This window comes from Roseobacter sp. YIN89 (assembly GCF_057219365.1).
Window position 1 is genome coordinate 1,137,295 of the sequence record NZ_JBXVVD010000002.1, and the last position, 13,156, is coordinate 1,150,450.

The window sequence follows — 13,156 nt, forward strand, 5'->3', positions numbered from 1 at the left end:
CTTTCTCAGAGGGGCTCACCATGGCAGTTTTTGTGCTTGGTGCAAGCGCCCGGGATCACGCAAAAATCAGACAGGTTTGTTTTTCTCGCATAGCTTTGGTGCTGCGCCGTTTTCTGTAAAAACCTCTGCGCCACAGGCCATGCATTTGTACTTATGCAGGCCGTCTCGGTTGCCCGTACGATCCGCCCGCCAGCGGCAATCGCGGGTCGTGCCCCGCTGACGCGTCACAATGACGACGATGACGAACGCGATGAGCAGACCGATAACAATGTGCATCACCGACCTCAGATCATGAGGTGGCCGGCCAGCCCAAGGCCAAAGCCCAGCACCGCGCCGATCGGTGGCACACCACTGCGTTCAAGTGGCACCTGTGGGGCGATATCCTGAAACATGAGGTAAACAATACCACCAGCCGACAGCATCATTACACAACCGATCAGCGGATCGAACCCCGCGGGCATGGCAAGACCAATGTACGCACACAGCGGGCCGACCGGCACCATCGCGGCAAACAGCCAAAGCGATACCTGTGATCCAGCCGCATTCATCTCGCGCATCGCGTTGAAAGCTTCGGGAACATTCTGGAGCGCGATCAGCACAGCAACGAGGACAGCCGTAGACAGATCGGTGGAGACAAGTGCGCCAAGTGCCAACGCCTCTGGCGCATAATCCAGCATCATCGCAAGAAACTGGCCCAGTTTGCCGCCGGTTTTTGCGATACGCCGATCTACGAAGTAAAAGCCAGCGCCACCGACAAAAAAACACGCCAGCGCCAGCCATGCAGGTGTCCGCGCGCTGCCTTCAGGGATGAGTACGAGCGCTACCGCAGCAAGCAAAGCACCTGCCCCGAACGCCAGCACGCCGTGGCGCGCTTCGGTATTTGCCCAATCTGGCAGGAGGTTGAACCGCCAGAGCGCGAGGCATCCTCCAAGAGGTATGGAAGCACCGGCGAGCGTCGCCAGTGCCAAAGCCAGCCAGACCGCCTGGTCCATCAGGTCAAACGCGGCGCTCGACCATCATCTTCTTGATGTTGGCGATTGCCTCTGCCGGGTTCAGACCTTTCGGACAGGTCTTTGCACAATTCATAATCGTGTGGCAGCGATAAAGTTTGAACGGATCTTCCAGATCGTCGAGCCGTTCGCCTGTTGCCTCATCGCGGCTGTCAATGATCCAGCGGTAGGCGTGCAACAGCGCCGCAGGCCCGAGGTACCGGTCGCCGTTCCACCAGTAGGACGGGCAGGATGTCGAGCACGAAGCACACATCACACATTCATACAGACCGTCGAGCTTTTTGCGGTCTTCAATGGATTGCTTCCACTCCTTGGCGGGACGGTTTGTTTTGGTCTCGAGCCAAGGCATGATGCTGGCATGCTGGGCATAGAAGTGCGTCAGGTCCGGGATCAGGTCCTTGACCACCGGCATGTGCGGCAGCGGGTAGATTTTCACGTCCCCCGTGATCTCGTCCATGCCGTAGATACAGGCCAGTGTGTTGATCCCGTCGATGTTCATCGCGCACGAGCCGCAAATCCCTTCGCGGCACGAACGGCGGAACGTCAGCGTCGGGTCGATCTCGTTTTTGATTTTGATCAGCGCGTCGAGGATCATCGGCCCGCAAGTATCAAGATCGACAAAGTAGGTATCCACCTGCGGCGTTTTCCCGTCATCGGGGTTCCAGCGATAGATCTGGAATTTACGCAGATTGGTAGCCCCTTCCGGCTTCGGCCACGTCTTGCCCGTGGTGATCCGCGAATTCTTTGGGAGTGTCAGTTGAACCATATGTTCAGGTCTCCTGTGGGTTGGTCAAAAGCTCAGAACGTCTGCCGACGCCTGCCGCTTTGCGCACTCTTGGGTTTCGGGGCGCGCGAGGATCGTGCGCACGAGGTCTGCGGTGCCTGAATCGACGCCAACAACGGCATCAGAGGCCAGCGACTGAACGTCGCTTGCATCGGCGTTGTCCACGATGCAGTTGGTCAAAGGCGCGTAGAACGCTTTCGGCACCTGCGGAAAATAGACAGCGAGTGTTTCAGGAATAATCGTTTTTGCCGCGTCGCGACCGGCTTTGTCTGTCGCCGTTTGCACATCGGTGCAGGCGCTGAGTACGAAGCACAAAGGTATCAGGTATCGGATCATGCGTTTGCCCACCTTGTAAAAAGAATATCGAGATAGCGCGGGTGCGCCTTTTTGCCCGGTCCCGCACCGATCGTCATGACGTCGCGCATTTCCAGACCTGCACGCGCCAGCAGCGCCACAGCTTCTGACGGGGCTCCGACCCCATCGAACCGTGGGCTCACCGACATCTCGAGCGTGACGAAATCGCAGCGTTCCAAGGTTTCAGAAGCGCCGCGCAGGATGTCGAGTTCCGAGCCCTCGGTGTCTAGTTTGAGGCCAACCCGTCCCGGATAGGCCAAGGCTATCTCGTCGAGCGTCTTGACAGGGACCTCTATCTCTTCGGTTTTGATAAACGCCTGCGACAGCTTGTCCGTTCGGTGAAACAGGCTGGCCATGTCAGGTTCACGGCCCTTTTTCGAATAGGGCATCGTCAGCTTGGCTGTCCCCGCAGAGGCACCAAGCGCGGTTGCGTGAAAGTGAAACGTCTCAAGATGGTCTTTTTCGCGCACCATATCCGCGCATTCCTCACGCGGATCTATCAGCACGAAACGCGCCTGTGGAAAGCTTCGATAGAGCCAGGGCGTGCCAGAACCAACGCCCACGTCGATGATCACATCAGGAGAAAACCCGTGGCTTCGCATGTACGGCGCACGTGTCTTGATAGGGTGTACGGTCATCCCCTCATTGCGCAGCATTCTGCGAATGCTCTGCAACTCGGCGTTCATTGCAAAGGCCCCGCGTAAAAAGGCACGCAGATCAGCCGCACGGCGGCGTCTGGTCGCACGCCAGACGCGGGCAGCCCTTGCCGCCCGCGCCTGTTTTTATTACACGTAACCAATCGCTTCATGCGATGCGCCCCACCCCTACGGTGTTATTGCCCCTTGAGGCAGTACAGGTCACCGCGATGCATCGTGTTCGCCCAGTCAGGGCAACGATACGCGCCGCGTGTGACAACGCCGCTGTGTCCGGCACTGACTTTGCCGCCATAGTTCTGGTTGGTGACTGGCTCTGGTCCGGTGGCAGGCGCACAGCCTGCCAGAGCCACGGTTGCGACTGTCAGCGCGATGGCAATTGGTTTCATCATCAGAAGGTCCTTTTCTTAGGAGCAATTTTTTTCGGGTCAATCCCACCGTCATTATGACTTGTAAGTGGTTGTTCGTGAACACCTCTATAACCAAGTGATGCTTTGTTGCCTTTAAACCATATCAGAGAGTGCTTGCGCCAATTCTCGTCATCACGTTCCGGGAAGTCCTCATGCGCATGCGCACCGCGGCTTTCCTTGCGTGCCTCAGCTCCAACAATGGTGGCCACGGCGTTGGGGATCAGGTTCGCCAGTTCCAGCGTTTCCATCAAATCCGAGTTCCATACGAGGCTACGGTCAGTGACCCCGACATCGCTCCATTTGCCCGCGACTTCTTCCATCGCCTTCTTGCCTTCTGCCAGTGTCTCGTTGGCGCGGAAGACGGCGGCGTCTTTTTGCATTGTCTGCTGCATTTCAAGCCGCAGTTCGGCGGTTGGCATGTGCCCCTTGGCGTAGCGTGTGTTGTCGAACCGGTCCAAGGCTGCCTCGACAGATTTGATGTTCGGCGTTGGCACCGCGCTGTCCGGATTGACAATTTTACCCGCGCGGATCGCCGCTGCCCGGCCGAACACCACAAGGTCGATCAGCGAATTCGATCCCAAACGGTTCGCACCATGCACAGAGGCGCACCCGGCCTCGCCCACAGCCATCAAACCGGGCGAGACGCGATCCGGATCGTCAGCAGTAGGCGCCAGAACTTCGCCCCAGTAGTTTGTCGGGATGCCGCCCATGTTGTAGTGCACTGTCGGCAACACGGGAATGGGCTCTTTGTTTAGATTGACGCCGGCAAAAATCCGGGCGCTCTCCGAAATACCCGGCAAACGCAGCTTGAGCGTTTCCGGCGGCAGGTGATTGAGGTTCAGGTGAATGTGGTCACCGTTGGCCCCTACGCCACGCCCCTCGCGAATTTCCATCGTCATGCAGCGGGAAACATAGTCGCGCGGTGCAAGGTCTTTATACTGCGGCGCATAGCGCTCCATGAACCGTTCGCCTTCGGAATTCGTCAGATACCCGCCTTCGCCTCGGGCTCCTTCTGTTATCAGGCATCCCGCACCGTAAATCCCTGTGGGGTGGAATTGAACAAACTCCATATCCTGCAGCGGCAGACCCGCACGAGCGGTCATACCGCCACCATCACCGGTGCAGGTGTGCGCAGAAGTCGCCGAGAAATAGGCACGCCCGTAACCGCCCGTGGCCAGTACAACCATTTTGGAGGCAAAAAGATGCAGGGTGCCGTCGTCAAGCTTCCAGCACAGCACACCCTGACACACGCCTTCATCCGACATGATCAGGTCGATGGCGAAATACTCGATGTAGAACTCCGCGTTGTTCTTCAAAGACTGACCATAAAGCGTATGCAGAATGGCGTGACCGGTCCGGTCAGCGGCGGCGCAGGTACGCTGCACCGCAGGGCCTTCGCCAAACTCTGTTGTGTGGCCACCAAAGGGACGCTGGTAGATTTTGCCCTCTTCAGTGCGCGAGAAAGGCACACCGTAGTGCTCCAGCTCATAGACCGCTTTGGGGGCTTCGCGCGCCAGATATTCCATCGCATCCGTGTCACCAAGCCAGTCCGACCCCTTGACGGTGTCGTACATGTGCCACTGCCAGTTGTCCGGACCCATGTTCGACAACGAGGCCGCGATCCCGCCCTGCGCCGCAACAGTGTGCGAACGTGTCGGGAAAACCTTTGTGACACAGGCGGTGCGCAGCCCTTGTTCAGCCATGCCGAGGGTCGCACGCAACCCGGCTCCGCCAGCACCGACGACAACGACGTCGTATTCATGTGTCTCATATTCATATGCAGCCATGGATCAATCTCCCGGATGATGGTGCAAGGCGCGCTTGCCCGCGCCTGAATGATTTCTCAGAGGGCGAGGCGGACAATGGCGTAAAGCCCGACCGCCATGGCCGCGTAGCTGACGCAGGTCATCGCAACGATTGCGACTTTCTGCGACAGACCGTGAACATAGTCTTCGATCAGCGCCTGAACACCACCTGCAAAGTGCCTGAATGTCACAATGATCGTCAGTGCGGCGACAACAGCTGGGAACGGCCGCGCGAAATATGCCGTCACCTCTTCGTAGGATGCGCCAAGCATGGGGCCAAAGGTAAAGATAAACAGCGGGATCAGCACGAGCAGCGCGCCCGAACTGACGGTCATAGACCAGTGATGCTCGGTTCCGGACTTGGCCGAACCGAGGCCTGTGGCGCGTTTGCGGTCTGTCAGATATCTCATATTCCGGCTCCCTTACACGATCGCAATTGTAAGCAGCGTCAGGACAAACGACCCGCCGATTACCGCGTACCCGAGTTTGTAAGCTGTCTCCAGATCAAGCCCGATGCCCTGATCCCAGATCAGGTGACGGACACCTGCAAGGGTGTGATACCACAGCCCCCAAAGCGAAAGGGTCATTACCAGATCACCGAACCAGCTTGTCAGCACGCCGTCTGCATAAGCAAAATACTCTTCCGACGTTGCAGCCGCGAGGAACCACCACACGACCAGCAGCGACGAGATCAGCAGCGCATTGCCGGTGATCCGTGTGAGGATAGACGTGATGGACGTCAGTTGCGGGCGGTAGATCGTCAGATGCGGCGACAGAGGGCGATTGCCCCGATTGACATCAGCCATGGTAGATTCCTTTTGTTCCCTGCTCTCCTTTTTACGCCTTTTGCGGCATTTGTCACCTGTTCAGAGCGTGTAAAGGCGCGCCAAAACAGCGCGATACGGGCAAAAAAGCCACGTAAATGAGTTTTTGTGATCACACACAAATATTGCGTGATCACATTACTCAAAAGAACTGAGCTGCCGTGTCGTTTCGCGCTGCAGTTTGCGGCGTATCTGTTCCGGATAGTCCTCAAAACCGTTGGCTGTGATAACAAATGCGCCCTCTCCGACAATCAGGTTTTCGAAAAACCATGCGGTGAGATCATCATCATCGGTTTCGATTGCCAGCGCGTTTACCACCACGCCCTGCGACTTCAGCGCCGCGTGCCGGGTTGCCGGCAACACACCTTCATTGGAAATGCCGTCGCCCGAGACATCAATGACTTTGCGGCGGCACTGCGGAACCTCGACCAAAGCGGCCTCCGCTTCGATAAGTGCCTCTCCGATTGCGGTAGAGTAATTCCGCCAGACGCGCTTGTTCGTCCCAATTCGATCCGCCAGAACCAGCACATCACTATCGGCACGCATTTGCGTCCAAGGGATTGTGCGGCGCTGCCGGGTCGCACCAGTCCACTGGATCAGGGTCACCATTGCTTCCTGTTCGATCAAGGCGTCAACGACAATACCGTCCCGCAGAGCAGCGGCGAGCCCTTGCATCTGGATGTCATACTCGCGGCTGTCTACCGACCCCGATACATCCACAGCAAGTACCAGCGCCAGTTCGCAAGCGCGTGGCGCTGTAGCCGTCAAAGCGACGCAAAACAGAAGCAACCGAAGCAACATGCCGCCAGTCTATCGCCCTGCGGAGCGATTGCATCTGACAATTGCGACACTTAGCCGATCAAAGACAAAACAAAACCCGCACCCAACAACCCGCCGATCAGCAGGCTCAGCCGCCAAGGCGTCTGAACACCGGTTATTTCCTCGACGTTTCTCGGGATGAAATACCCACCGGCGGTAAAGGCCGTGCCGGCCAGCAACAGCGCCACCTGCGCCCAGAGCGCATCTTGCAGCACTGGGCCAAGCGACAGGGCGACGATCAAAAGCCCAAGAGAGAGCATCGCGCCCGCGAAAGCGCGGTAAACGGCAGTCAGGATCAGCGTTTGATAGGGTGTCAGCGCTGTGCCCTCTTTTTCCAGAATCAGCTTGTGGTAGGTCACCGGCACCGGCCCCTGACCGTATTTCATGGCTCCCAGAAAAAGCAGCACGGCTGCCAGGCAGTTGCAGACAAGAGCGGCAATTAACATCAAACAGTCCTTTCAACGCATCATGGCAGCAGGGTCGCGGCGGGCATCGGTTGATGTCGCAAAGCTGTTGCTATGTTGGCATCAGGGCCCAATAGTCGAGATCAAGCAAGACGTCCGGCAGGTATTTTCCGTCATCGTTGCGCAATTCGAACGGCGTGCCCCCTTTGGTTGCGACCAGCCTCAGTCGAATGGCCCCGACGCCGGGCGCGGTCGTTTCCGCCTTGTCCAACACCTCGGACCAAGCACGCACCGTATCGCCACTTGTGCACGGGTTGGCATGGGCACCACCATTCAGCCCGACAACCATCTGAGCATTGGCCAATCCATTAAACGACAGCGCCCGCGCCATGGAAATCACATGTCCACCATAGATCAGACGGGATCCATCCGGGCGCGCCGACGTGTCAAAGTGCACCTTGGCAGTGTTCTGCCACAGGCGCGTTGCCATCATGTGCTCGGCCTCCTCGATGGTCACACCGTCTACATGGTCGATCTTTTCGCCGACCTCATAGTCTCCCCAGCGATGTGGCTCCCCTGCCAGCGTGAAATCGTAATTACTGAAATCAAGCCCCTTGGGGATAACAAGGCTCGCCGGATCGACGGCTTTCGCCAGATCAGGAATAACAGCCGTCGGTGCCGCTGCATCCAGATCGCGCTTGCGCACCATGACCCACCGCACATAATCCATGACGACCTCGTCATGCTGGTTCAGCCCGGTGGTCCGGACCCAAACGACACCGGATTTACCGTTCGAGTTCTGTTTCAGCCCGATGACCTCTGAACGTGACCGCAACGTGTCACCGGGCCAGACTGGCATGCGCCAGCGTCCTTCCGCATACCCGAGATTGGCAACCGCATTCAGCGAAACGTCAGGCACGGTTTTGCCAAAAATGACGTGAAAAGCGATCATGTCGTCCAACGGGCTGAAGGGCAGCCCGCTGGCTTGTGCGAACTGATCCGACGAATAAAGCGCATGGCGCGCCGGATAAAGCATATGATAAAGCGCGCGCTCGCCCATCTTCACCGTTCGCGGCACAGCATGATCGATCACCTGTCCCACCGCATAGTCTTCGAAAAACCGGCCCGCATTCGTCTTGGTGGCCATCACTGCTCTCCCAGTTTTAGATCAGGGCTGTAGTCACCCGGCACGTCCTTGATCACCGCCTGCCCACAGCGCATGACACCGGCTGCGTGGTCCCACGTCTGGGTAGGTGTGCCGTAAAGCGCCCAGCCATTGTTCAGCGCAGCAGTCACCTTGTGACAAAAGGCCGAAGAGTCCTCTTCAGACAGGAAACGGTAAAGCTTCATGAGGCATCACTCTTCGTCAAGCGGGAAACGGCCATACGCCGGCCCAAGCGTGTATCAACGTGACCAGCGCGAACAACACCGCAGAGATAATCGCCAGCCGGATATACGTGGCGCGGCCCGCTGGTGCAGGCGGCGTCCACTCCGGCTCGGCCCGGTTGATGAGGATTACCGCACCCACTGCCCAGCCAAGCAGGCCCCCAAACAGGATGATCGAGGCCAGATCGCCATTCACCAGCAGGTGTGATGTCGCCCAAATCTTGAAAGCAGTAAGTTGCGGGTGGCGGATCTTGTACGCGGGCCACGCTTTGGCGCCCTTCGCAGCGCTGGACCCGAAAACCCAGAACGCCAGCAACATCAAGGTGTTATTGATATGCACCATAAAGCTTGGCGGCGACCAAACATGGATATAATCGACCGCCTTGTAGCCCATCACCATCAACACAATCGACGCAACAAGGGCTGCGGTCACAACACCCTGCCCCATGGCACCCAGATTGGCACGCGCCGCCGGCGCCAGTCGTTTGAAGTAATGTGCGAGGGTCCAAAGAAGAACGCCGGCTATCAGAAGAATCATGGCGGTTACTCCGCGTTAAGGGCTTCTATTGCGTCCCTTTTTGCCAGCGTTTCGCGCGCTGTTGCAACATGGAGATTTTCCACGATCCTGCCGTCGACCACCGCGACGGCCTGCCCTTGCGCGATTGCGGCATCATAGGCTGCAATCTGACGCTCCGCGAGTTCAACCTCAGCTTCGCTGGGTGCAAAGGCGGCATTGGCAATGTCGACCTGTGCCGGGTGGATCAGCGTTTTGCCGTCGAACCCCATGTCGCGCCCCTGCGCGCATTCCTCACGCAACCCTTCTTCATCCTTGAAAGCGTTAAAGACGCCATCGATGATAGCAATTCCTTCGGACTTGGCAGCCAGCAGGCAAAGCCCCAGACCCGCCATCAGCGGCAGACGGTCTGCCCGAAACCGCGTGTTCAGTTCCTTGGCCAGATCGTTTGTTCCCATAACAAGGCCTTCACACAGCCGGTGCGCCGCGATGGCCGGGGCCGCAATCATACCGCGAGGGTTTTCCATCATCGCCCAAAGCGGGATGTCTTTCGTGATCTGTGCAAGCGCGTCCAGATTCTCTGGGCCATCAACCTTTGGCAAAAGGATGGCGTCCGCCCCCATCTCCGCCGCCGCAGCCGCATCCCGAGACCCCCAATCGGTCTCCAAACCGTTAATGCGCACGATCTTCAGGCGCGCCCCGTATCCGCCTTCGGCCAGCGCGTCGGCCAGCGTTTGCCGTGCCGCGTCCTTTTCATCGGGGGCGACGGCATCCTCAAGATCAAAGATGATCGCATCCACTTGTAAACTCTTGGCCTTTTCAAGAGCACGCGGCTTTGAACCAGGAATATAAAGAACCGATCTCAAAGGGCGGGAGGTGGCTGTCATGGCGTTTTCCTTGAGCGTTTACGCATCGGCTGCGTTATAATGTTGCGCGCAAAGGGGCATTTTTTTAACGAAACTTCAAGGGGCATTCCGCCGCATCGCAGCAAATTTCAAATTGGAGATGATTGCGGGCGCGACGTTAACCATTATTTTAACCCTCACACCGATGCTGAGCCGGTCGCGCATCTCTGCACAGGCCACGGCGGGTTACCGCCAACAAGTGAAGTAGATCAGGGATCACGATTTGTTGGAACCGGGGCCGCCCCGGTCATCGCCGGGCAACCGGCTCGGCCAGATGACGACGGGCGCCGCCTTTGAAACGAAGGCAATTTGAGATGAAATGCTCTGTGAAAATCCTCCACCTTGGCGCGCTGACCGCCGCGGCGGCACTCTATATCGCATCCACAACAGACGCGGCCGCGCAGAACAATCGCAACTGCGCGCCCCGCGATGCCGTTGTCGACCGTCTGGCCGAGGGCTATGGCGAAACGCGCCAATCGGTCGGCCTTGGCGCGAACAACGCGGTGATCGAGGTCTTTGCGTCAGATAAAACCGGCACTTGGACAATTACGGTCACGACACCCAATGGCATGACATGCCTAATCGCCTCCGGTCAGTCGTACGAGACAGTCGCCGAAGTGCTGCCAACAAAGCAAAAAGACGTCTGAAAACCGCCGCGGGCCGCACGCGGCCCGTCGGACACATCCGGTCAGGTCAGGCCGTCCCAGATGAGTTTCACACCTGTCACGGACAGCAGCACATATGTTAATGCAAAGAACGCCCGTTCGGGAACCAACCGGTGCGCCTTAACCCCAAGCCATGCGCCCAATAGCGCAAAAGGGGCCAGTACCAGGTTTGCAATACCCGTCTGCCAGGTGAACATGCCCAGAAAAGCATAAGGCACGAATTTGGCGATGTTTACGATCCAGAACACCAAGACCGTGGTCGCCTGATACTGGGTCTTGGTCATCTGCTTGGATAACAAATACACCGCTGCAGGCGGCCCGCCTGCGTGGCTCACAAAGCTTGTGAATCCCGCGACAGTACCAGCCGCAAATCCCGCCCATCGCGGCAGCACCTCACCGGCTGGCCGGATCAGCTTTTGTTTGACGCCCAGTTGCCAGACAACAAAACCCAGCGAAATAGCACCAATCAATACCCGGAAAACATCCGGAGCAGCCACGCTGTACAAAGCCGCACCCAAGGCCACGCCCGGCACGCCGCCAAGGATCAAAAGCAAAGCCGCCTGCCGGTCCCATTTGCCCCAGTAGGGTTTCAGCGTGCTGACATCTATCAGCATCAACAATGGCAACATCACACCTAGCGCAAGCCCCGGCTCCACCACCAACGCCAAGATACTGGCGGACGCAAAAGCTGCGCCAGAGCCAAAGCCGCCCTTGGAGATTCCGGCAAAAATCACCGCCGGCCCTGCTATCAGAAAAAACATGGGATCAAGGTGCAACATGAGGCGCAGCATTGCCCCACGGGTCAGGCCTTGTCTAGCACACCCCCTGCGACGCGGCCCCGCACCTTTCCATGCCGCGCTTGCGAAATCTCCTTTCATTCGCTAGCACAGGCGCGACTTCAACCGAATGCGGAGCATCACTCACATGGCAAGACCCAAAATCGCACTGATCGGCGCAGGCCAGATCGGCGGCACGCTCGCTCACCTCGCTGCCCTGAAAGAACTGGGCGACGTTGTTCTTTTTGACATCGCCGAAGGCATCCCAGAAGGCAAGGCGCTCGACATCGCCGAAAGTGGCCCCTCCGCCAAATTCGACGCGAAAATGTCGGGCACCCAGTCCTACGAAGATATCGCGGGCGCCGATGTTTGCATCGTTACCGCCGGCGTTGCGCGCAAACCGGGCATGAGCCGCGACGACCTCTTGGGCATCAACCTCAAGGTCATGAAATCTGTCGGCGAAGGCATCGCCGCACACGCGCCAGACGCCTTTGTCATCTGCATCACCAACCCGCTCGACGCGATGGTCTGGGCATTGCGCGAATTCTCCGGCCTGCCCCACGAGAAGGTCTGCGGCATGGCGGGCGTGCTCGATTCAGCGCGCTTCCGCCACTTCCTCGCCGAGGAATTCGATGTCTCCATGAAAGACGTCACCGCCTTTGTTCTGGGCGGGCACGGCGACACAATGGTGCCTTTGGTCAGGTATTCGACTGTGGCAGGCATCCCGCTGCCTGATCTGGTCAAGATGGGCTGGACCACACAGGAAAAACTCGACGCGATCGTACAGCGGACCCGCGATGGCGGCGCCGAAATCGTCGGCCTGTTGAAAACCGGTTCTGCGTTCTACGCGCCTGCAACATCTGCCATCGAGATGGCCGAAAGCTACCTGAAAGATCAAAAGCGCGTACTGCCCTGCGCCGCTTATGTGGATGGCGCCTACGGTCTTGACGGGTTTTACGTCGGTGTGCCGACCGTGATTGGTGCAGGTGGCGTCGAACGGGTCGTCGAGATCGAAATGAACAAAGACGAGCAAGGGATGTTCGACAACTCCGTCACCGCGGTCAAAGGTCTGGTTGAGGCCTGCAAAGGCATCGACAGCTCTCTGTAAGCCTGACGCAACAAAATGAGAAACGGCGCCGGCTGACTTGTTCAGCCGGCGTTTTCTTTTGTGTAGGTGGCCGCGCCACCCTGCGCCCGCGCCCGCGCGATCAGTGCGATATCCGCGTCGTAAAACCTTTCGATGCGGGCACGCATATCAGCGCTCAATTCAATCGCGGCACTCTTTGACTTTTTGTCCCATACATCCCGATCCGCCGCTGATGTGCCCGATTGCATGTCGATCCAGTCAAACACCGGTGTTAGCCCGTCTTCGAGGTGAAACAACCGCATACCGGGTCGCAAAAAATCAACCTGCGGACGGATATGATTGTCCTGTGTCGCGGGGTTTTGCGCATGTTTGCTGAACATACGCTCGACCCAGACATCAAACGGCGGCACGCCCGCACGCCGGTCCGCCCTGTAGCGGTACTCGCTGATGAGGCGTGCGACCGGATCGCGCAACACCGCAAAGCTGCAATCGATAAAGGCGTCTGGGACAAGTGCTTGATGCACCGCCGCATCCATGTGCTGCGCTGAGGTCTTTGACCAGCCCAGCCTGCGGGGATAGCGCAGCGCAACGGCCCCTTTCCGGCTCAGATAGGTCTCAACACTCGACCCACCGGTCTTGGGAATATGGGCAAAGAACATCACGATCGTGCCAATTCTGGCGAGGGGCATGATGATTTCTCCGCTTCAGATTGACCCTGCGCCGCAGATTAGGGCAGTCTGCACGCCAGCACCAGAGCCGC

Annotated in this window: 19 protein-coding genes; 2 read left to right on the forward strand and 17 right to left on the reverse strand. The window is 58.2% G+C overall.

Features of this window, described 5'->3' with window-relative positions; translation table 11 throughout:
* Window positions 1-66 precede the first annotated feature (66 nt).
* The 15 genes from AC2D8V_RS11865 to AC2D8V_RS11935 form a co-directional block, all read right to left on the reverse strand.
* Window positions 67-276, reverse strand: a complete 210-nt coding sequence (locus AC2D8V_RS11865) for a hypothetical protein (protein ID WP_484733733.1) — start codon at window positions 274-276, stop codon at window positions 67-69.
* 8 nt (window positions 277-284) lie between these two features.
* On the reverse strand, window positions 285-992 hold the full coding sequence (locus AC2D8V_RS11870) for a ZIP family metal transporter (RefSeq protein ID WP_484733734.1): 708 nt from the start codon (window positions 990-992) through the stop codon (window positions 285-287).
* Window positions 993-996: 4 nt separating this feature from the next.
* Entirely contained in the window at window positions 997-1,776 is a 780-nt protein-coding gene (locus AC2D8V_RS11875) for a succinate dehydrogenase iron-sulfur subunit (protein WP_484733735.1), read from the reverse strand.
* 24 nt (window positions 1,777-1,800) lie between these two features.
* Window positions 1,801-2,130, reverse strand: a complete 330-nt coding sequence (locus AC2D8V_RS11880; RefSeq protein ID WP_484733736.1) for a hypothetical protein — start codon at window positions 2,128-2,130, stop codon at window positions 1,801-1,803.
* On the reverse strand, window positions 2,127-2,804 hold the full coding sequence (locus tag AC2D8V_RS11885; protein ID WP_484733737.1) for an FkbM family methyltransferase: 678 nt from the start codon (window positions 2,802-2,804) through the stop codon (window positions 2,127-2,129). The genes AC2D8V_RS11880 and AC2D8V_RS11885 overlap by 4 nt, the downstream gene beginning before the upstream one ends.
* Before the next feature lie 176 nt (window positions 2,805-2,980).
* Window positions 2,981-3,193, reverse strand: coding sequence for a hypothetical protein (locus AC2D8V_RS11890; protein ID WP_484733738.1), 213 nt, complete (start codon window positions 3,191-3,193; stop codon window positions 2,981-2,983).
* On the reverse strand, window positions 3,193-4,998 hold the full coding sequence (sdhA, locus tag AC2D8V_RS11895) for a succinate dehydrogenase flavoprotein subunit (protein ID WP_484733739.1): 1,806 nt from the start codon (window positions 4,996-4,998) through the stop codon (window positions 3,193-3,195). The genes AC2D8V_RS11890 and sdhA overlap by 1 nt, the downstream gene beginning before the upstream one ends.
* A gap of 56 nt (window positions 4,999-5,054) precedes the next feature.
* Window positions 5,055-5,426: a succinate dehydrogenase, hydrophobic membrane anchor protein gene (sdhD, locus tag AC2D8V_RS11900; protein ID WP_484733740.1), complete on the reverse strand. Its 372-nt coding sequence runs from the start codon at window positions 5,424-5,426 to the stop codon at window positions 5,055-5,057.
* A 12-nt stretch (window positions 5,427-5,438) separates the two neighbouring features.
* Entirely contained in the window at window positions 5,439-5,822 is a 384-nt protein-coding gene (gene sdhC / locus AC2D8V_RS11905; RefSeq protein WP_484733741.1) for a succinate dehydrogenase, cytochrome b556 subunit, read from the reverse strand.
* Between the two features lie 156 nt (window positions 5,823-5,978).
* Complete coding sequence (locus tag AC2D8V_RS11910; protein ID WP_484733742.1) at window positions 5,979-6,641, reverse strand: DUF1194 domain-containing protein; 663 nt, start codon at window positions 6,639-6,641, stop codon at window positions 5,979-5,981.
* Between the two features lie 50 nt (window positions 6,642-6,691).
* Window positions 6,692-7,105: a hypothetical protein gene (locus AC2D8V_RS11915; RefSeq protein WP_484733743.1), complete on the reverse strand. Its 414-nt coding sequence runs from the start codon at window positions 7,103-7,105 to the stop codon at window positions 6,692-6,694.
* Between the two features lie 70 nt (window positions 7,106-7,175).
* The gene (locus AC2D8V_RS11920; RefSeq protein WP_484733744.1) at window positions 7,176-8,210 is read right to left on the reverse strand and encodes a MaoC family dehydratase; all 1,035 of its coding nucleotides are present in this window, start codon (window positions 8,208-8,210) and stop codon (window positions 7,176-7,178) included.
* The gene (locus AC2D8V_RS11925) at window positions 8,210-8,413 is read right to left on the reverse strand and encodes a DUF1737 domain-containing protein (protein WP_484733745.1); all 204 of its coding nucleotides are present in this window, start codon (window positions 8,411-8,413) and stop codon (window positions 8,210-8,212) included. Before AC2D8V_RS11925 ends, AC2D8V_RS11920 begins: the two co-directional genes overlap by 1 nt.
* Window positions 8,414-8,429: 16 nt before the next feature.
* The gene (locus AC2D8V_RS11930; RefSeq protein ID WP_484733746.1) at window positions 8,430-8,987 is read right to left on the reverse strand and encodes an NnrU family protein; all 558 of its coding nucleotides are present in this window, start codon (window positions 8,985-8,987) and stop codon (window positions 8,430-8,432) included.
* A 5-nt stretch (window positions 8,988-8,992) separates the two neighbouring features.
* Window positions 8,993-9,850, reverse strand: a complete 858-nt coding sequence (locus AC2D8V_RS11935) for an HpcH/HpaI aldolase/citrate lyase family protein (RefSeq protein ID WP_484733747.1) — start codon at window positions 9,848-9,850, stop codon at window positions 8,993-8,995.
* A gap of 332 nt (window positions 9,851-10,182) precedes the next feature.
* Between AC2D8V_RS11935 and AC2D8V_RS11940 the strand changes: the two genes are divergently transcribed.
* Window positions 10,183-10,515 carry a hypothetical protein gene (locus AC2D8V_RS11940; protein WP_484733748.1) on the forward strand — a complete coding sequence of 111 codons (333 nt, stop codon included), beginning with the start codon at window positions 10,183-10,185 and terminating at the stop codon, window positions 10,513-10,515.
* A gap of 41 nt (window positions 10,516-10,556) precedes the next feature.
* On the opposite strand, the gene AC2D8V_RS11945 is transcribed toward AC2D8V_RS11940, so the two are convergent.
* Window positions 10,557-11,312 carry a sulfite exporter TauE/SafE family protein gene (locus AC2D8V_RS11945; RefSeq protein WP_484733905.1) on the reverse strand — a complete coding sequence of 252 codons (756 nt, stop codon included), beginning with the start codon at window positions 11,310-11,312 and terminating at the stop codon, window positions 10,557-10,559.
* 145 nt (window positions 11,313-11,457) lie between these two features.
* Here AC2D8V_RS11945 and mdh point away from each other — a divergent pair, with 145 nt between their 5' ends.
* Window positions 11,458-12,417, forward strand: a complete 960-nt coding sequence (mdh, locus tag AC2D8V_RS11950; RefSeq protein WP_484733749.1) for a malate dehydrogenase — start codon at window positions 11,458-11,460, stop codon at window positions 12,415-12,417.
* A 41-nt stretch (window positions 12,418-12,458) separates the two neighbouring features.
* On the opposite strand, the gene AC2D8V_RS11955 is transcribed toward mdh, so the two are convergent.
* Window positions 12,459-13,085, reverse strand: coding sequence for a sulfotransferase family 2 domain-containing protein (locus AC2D8V_RS11955; RefSeq protein ID WP_484733750.1), 627 nt, complete (start codon window positions 13,083-13,085; stop codon window positions 12,459-12,461).
* Window positions 13,086-13,156 lie beyond the last annotated feature (71 nt).

Bases quoted from the DNA above. Each gene is read 5' to 3' on its own strand.
- AC2D8V_RS11865 (WP_484733733.1), bottom strand. From the start codon at position 276: ATGCACATTGTTATCGGTCTGCTCATCGCGTTCGTCATCGTCGTCATT.
- AC2D8V_RS11870 (WP_484733734.1), bottom strand. From the start codon at position 992: ATGGACCAGGCGGTCTGGCTGGCTTTGGCACTGGCGACGCTCGCCGGT.
- AC2D8V_RS11875 (WP_484733735.1), bottom strand. From the start codon at position 1,776: ATGGTTCAACTGACACTCCCAAAGAATTCGCGGATCACCACGGGCAAG.
- AC2D8V_RS11880 (WP_484733736.1), bottom strand. From the start codon at position 2,130: ATGATCCGATACCTGATACCTTTGTGCTTCGTACTCAGCGCCTGCACC.
- AC2D8V_RS11885 (WP_484733737.1), bottom strand. From the start codon at position 2,804: ATGCTGCGCAATGAGGGGATGACCGTACACCCTATCAAGACACGTGCG.
- AC2D8V_RS11890 (WP_484733738.1), bottom strand. From the start codon at position 3,193: ATGATGAAACCAATTGCCATCGCGCTGACAGTCGCAACCGTGGCTCTG.
- sdhA (WP_484733739.1), bottom strand. From the start codon at position 4,998: ATGGCTGCATATGAATATGAGACACATGAATACGACGTCGTTGTCGTC.
- sdhD (WP_484733740.1), bottom strand. From the start codon at position 5,426: ATGAGATATCTGACAGACCGCAAACGCGCCACAGGCCTCGGTTCGGCC.
- sdhC (WP_484733741.1), bottom strand. From the start codon at position 5,822: ATGGCTGATGTCAATCGGGGCAATCGCCCTCTGTCGCCGCATCTGACG.
- AC2D8V_RS11910 (WP_484733742.1), bottom strand. From the start codon at position 6,641: ATGTTGCTTCGGTTGCTTCTGTTTTGCGTCGCTTTGACGGCTACAGCG.
- AC2D8V_RS11915 (WP_484733743.1), bottom strand. From the start codon at position 7,105: ATGTTAATTGCCGCTCTTGTCTGCAACTGCCTGGCAGCCGTGCTGCTT.
- AC2D8V_RS11920 (WP_484733744.1), bottom strand. From the start codon at position 8,210: ATGGCCACCAAGACGAATGCGGGCCGGTTTTTCGAAGACTATGCGGTG.
- AC2D8V_RS11925 (WP_484733745.1), bottom strand. From the start codon at position 8,413: ATGAAGCTTTACCGTTTCCTGTCTGAAGAGGACTCTTCGGCCTTTTGT.
- AC2D8V_RS11930 (WP_484733746.1), bottom strand. From the start codon at position 8,987: ATGATTCTTCTGATAGCCGGCGTTCTTCTTTGGACCCTCGCACATTAC.
- AC2D8V_RS11935 (WP_484733747.1), bottom strand. From the start codon at position 9,850: ATGACAGCCACCTCCCGCCCTTTGAGATCGGTTCTTTATATTCCTGGT.
- AC2D8V_RS11940 (WP_484733748.1), top strand. From the start codon at position 10,183: ATGAAATGCTCTGTGAAAATCCTCCACCTTGGCGCGCTGACCGCCGCG.
- AC2D8V_RS11945 (WP_484733905.1), bottom strand. From the start codon at position 11,312: ATGTTGCACCTTGATCCCATGTTTTTTCTGATAGCAGGGCCGGCGGTG.
- mdh (WP_484733749.1), top strand. From the start codon at position 11,458: ATGGCAAGACCCAAAATCGCACTGATCGGCGCAGGCCAGATCGGCGGC.
- AC2D8V_RS11955 (WP_484733750.1), bottom strand. From the start codon at position 13,085: ATGCCCCTCGCCAGAATTGGCACGATCGTGATGTTCTTTGCCCATATT.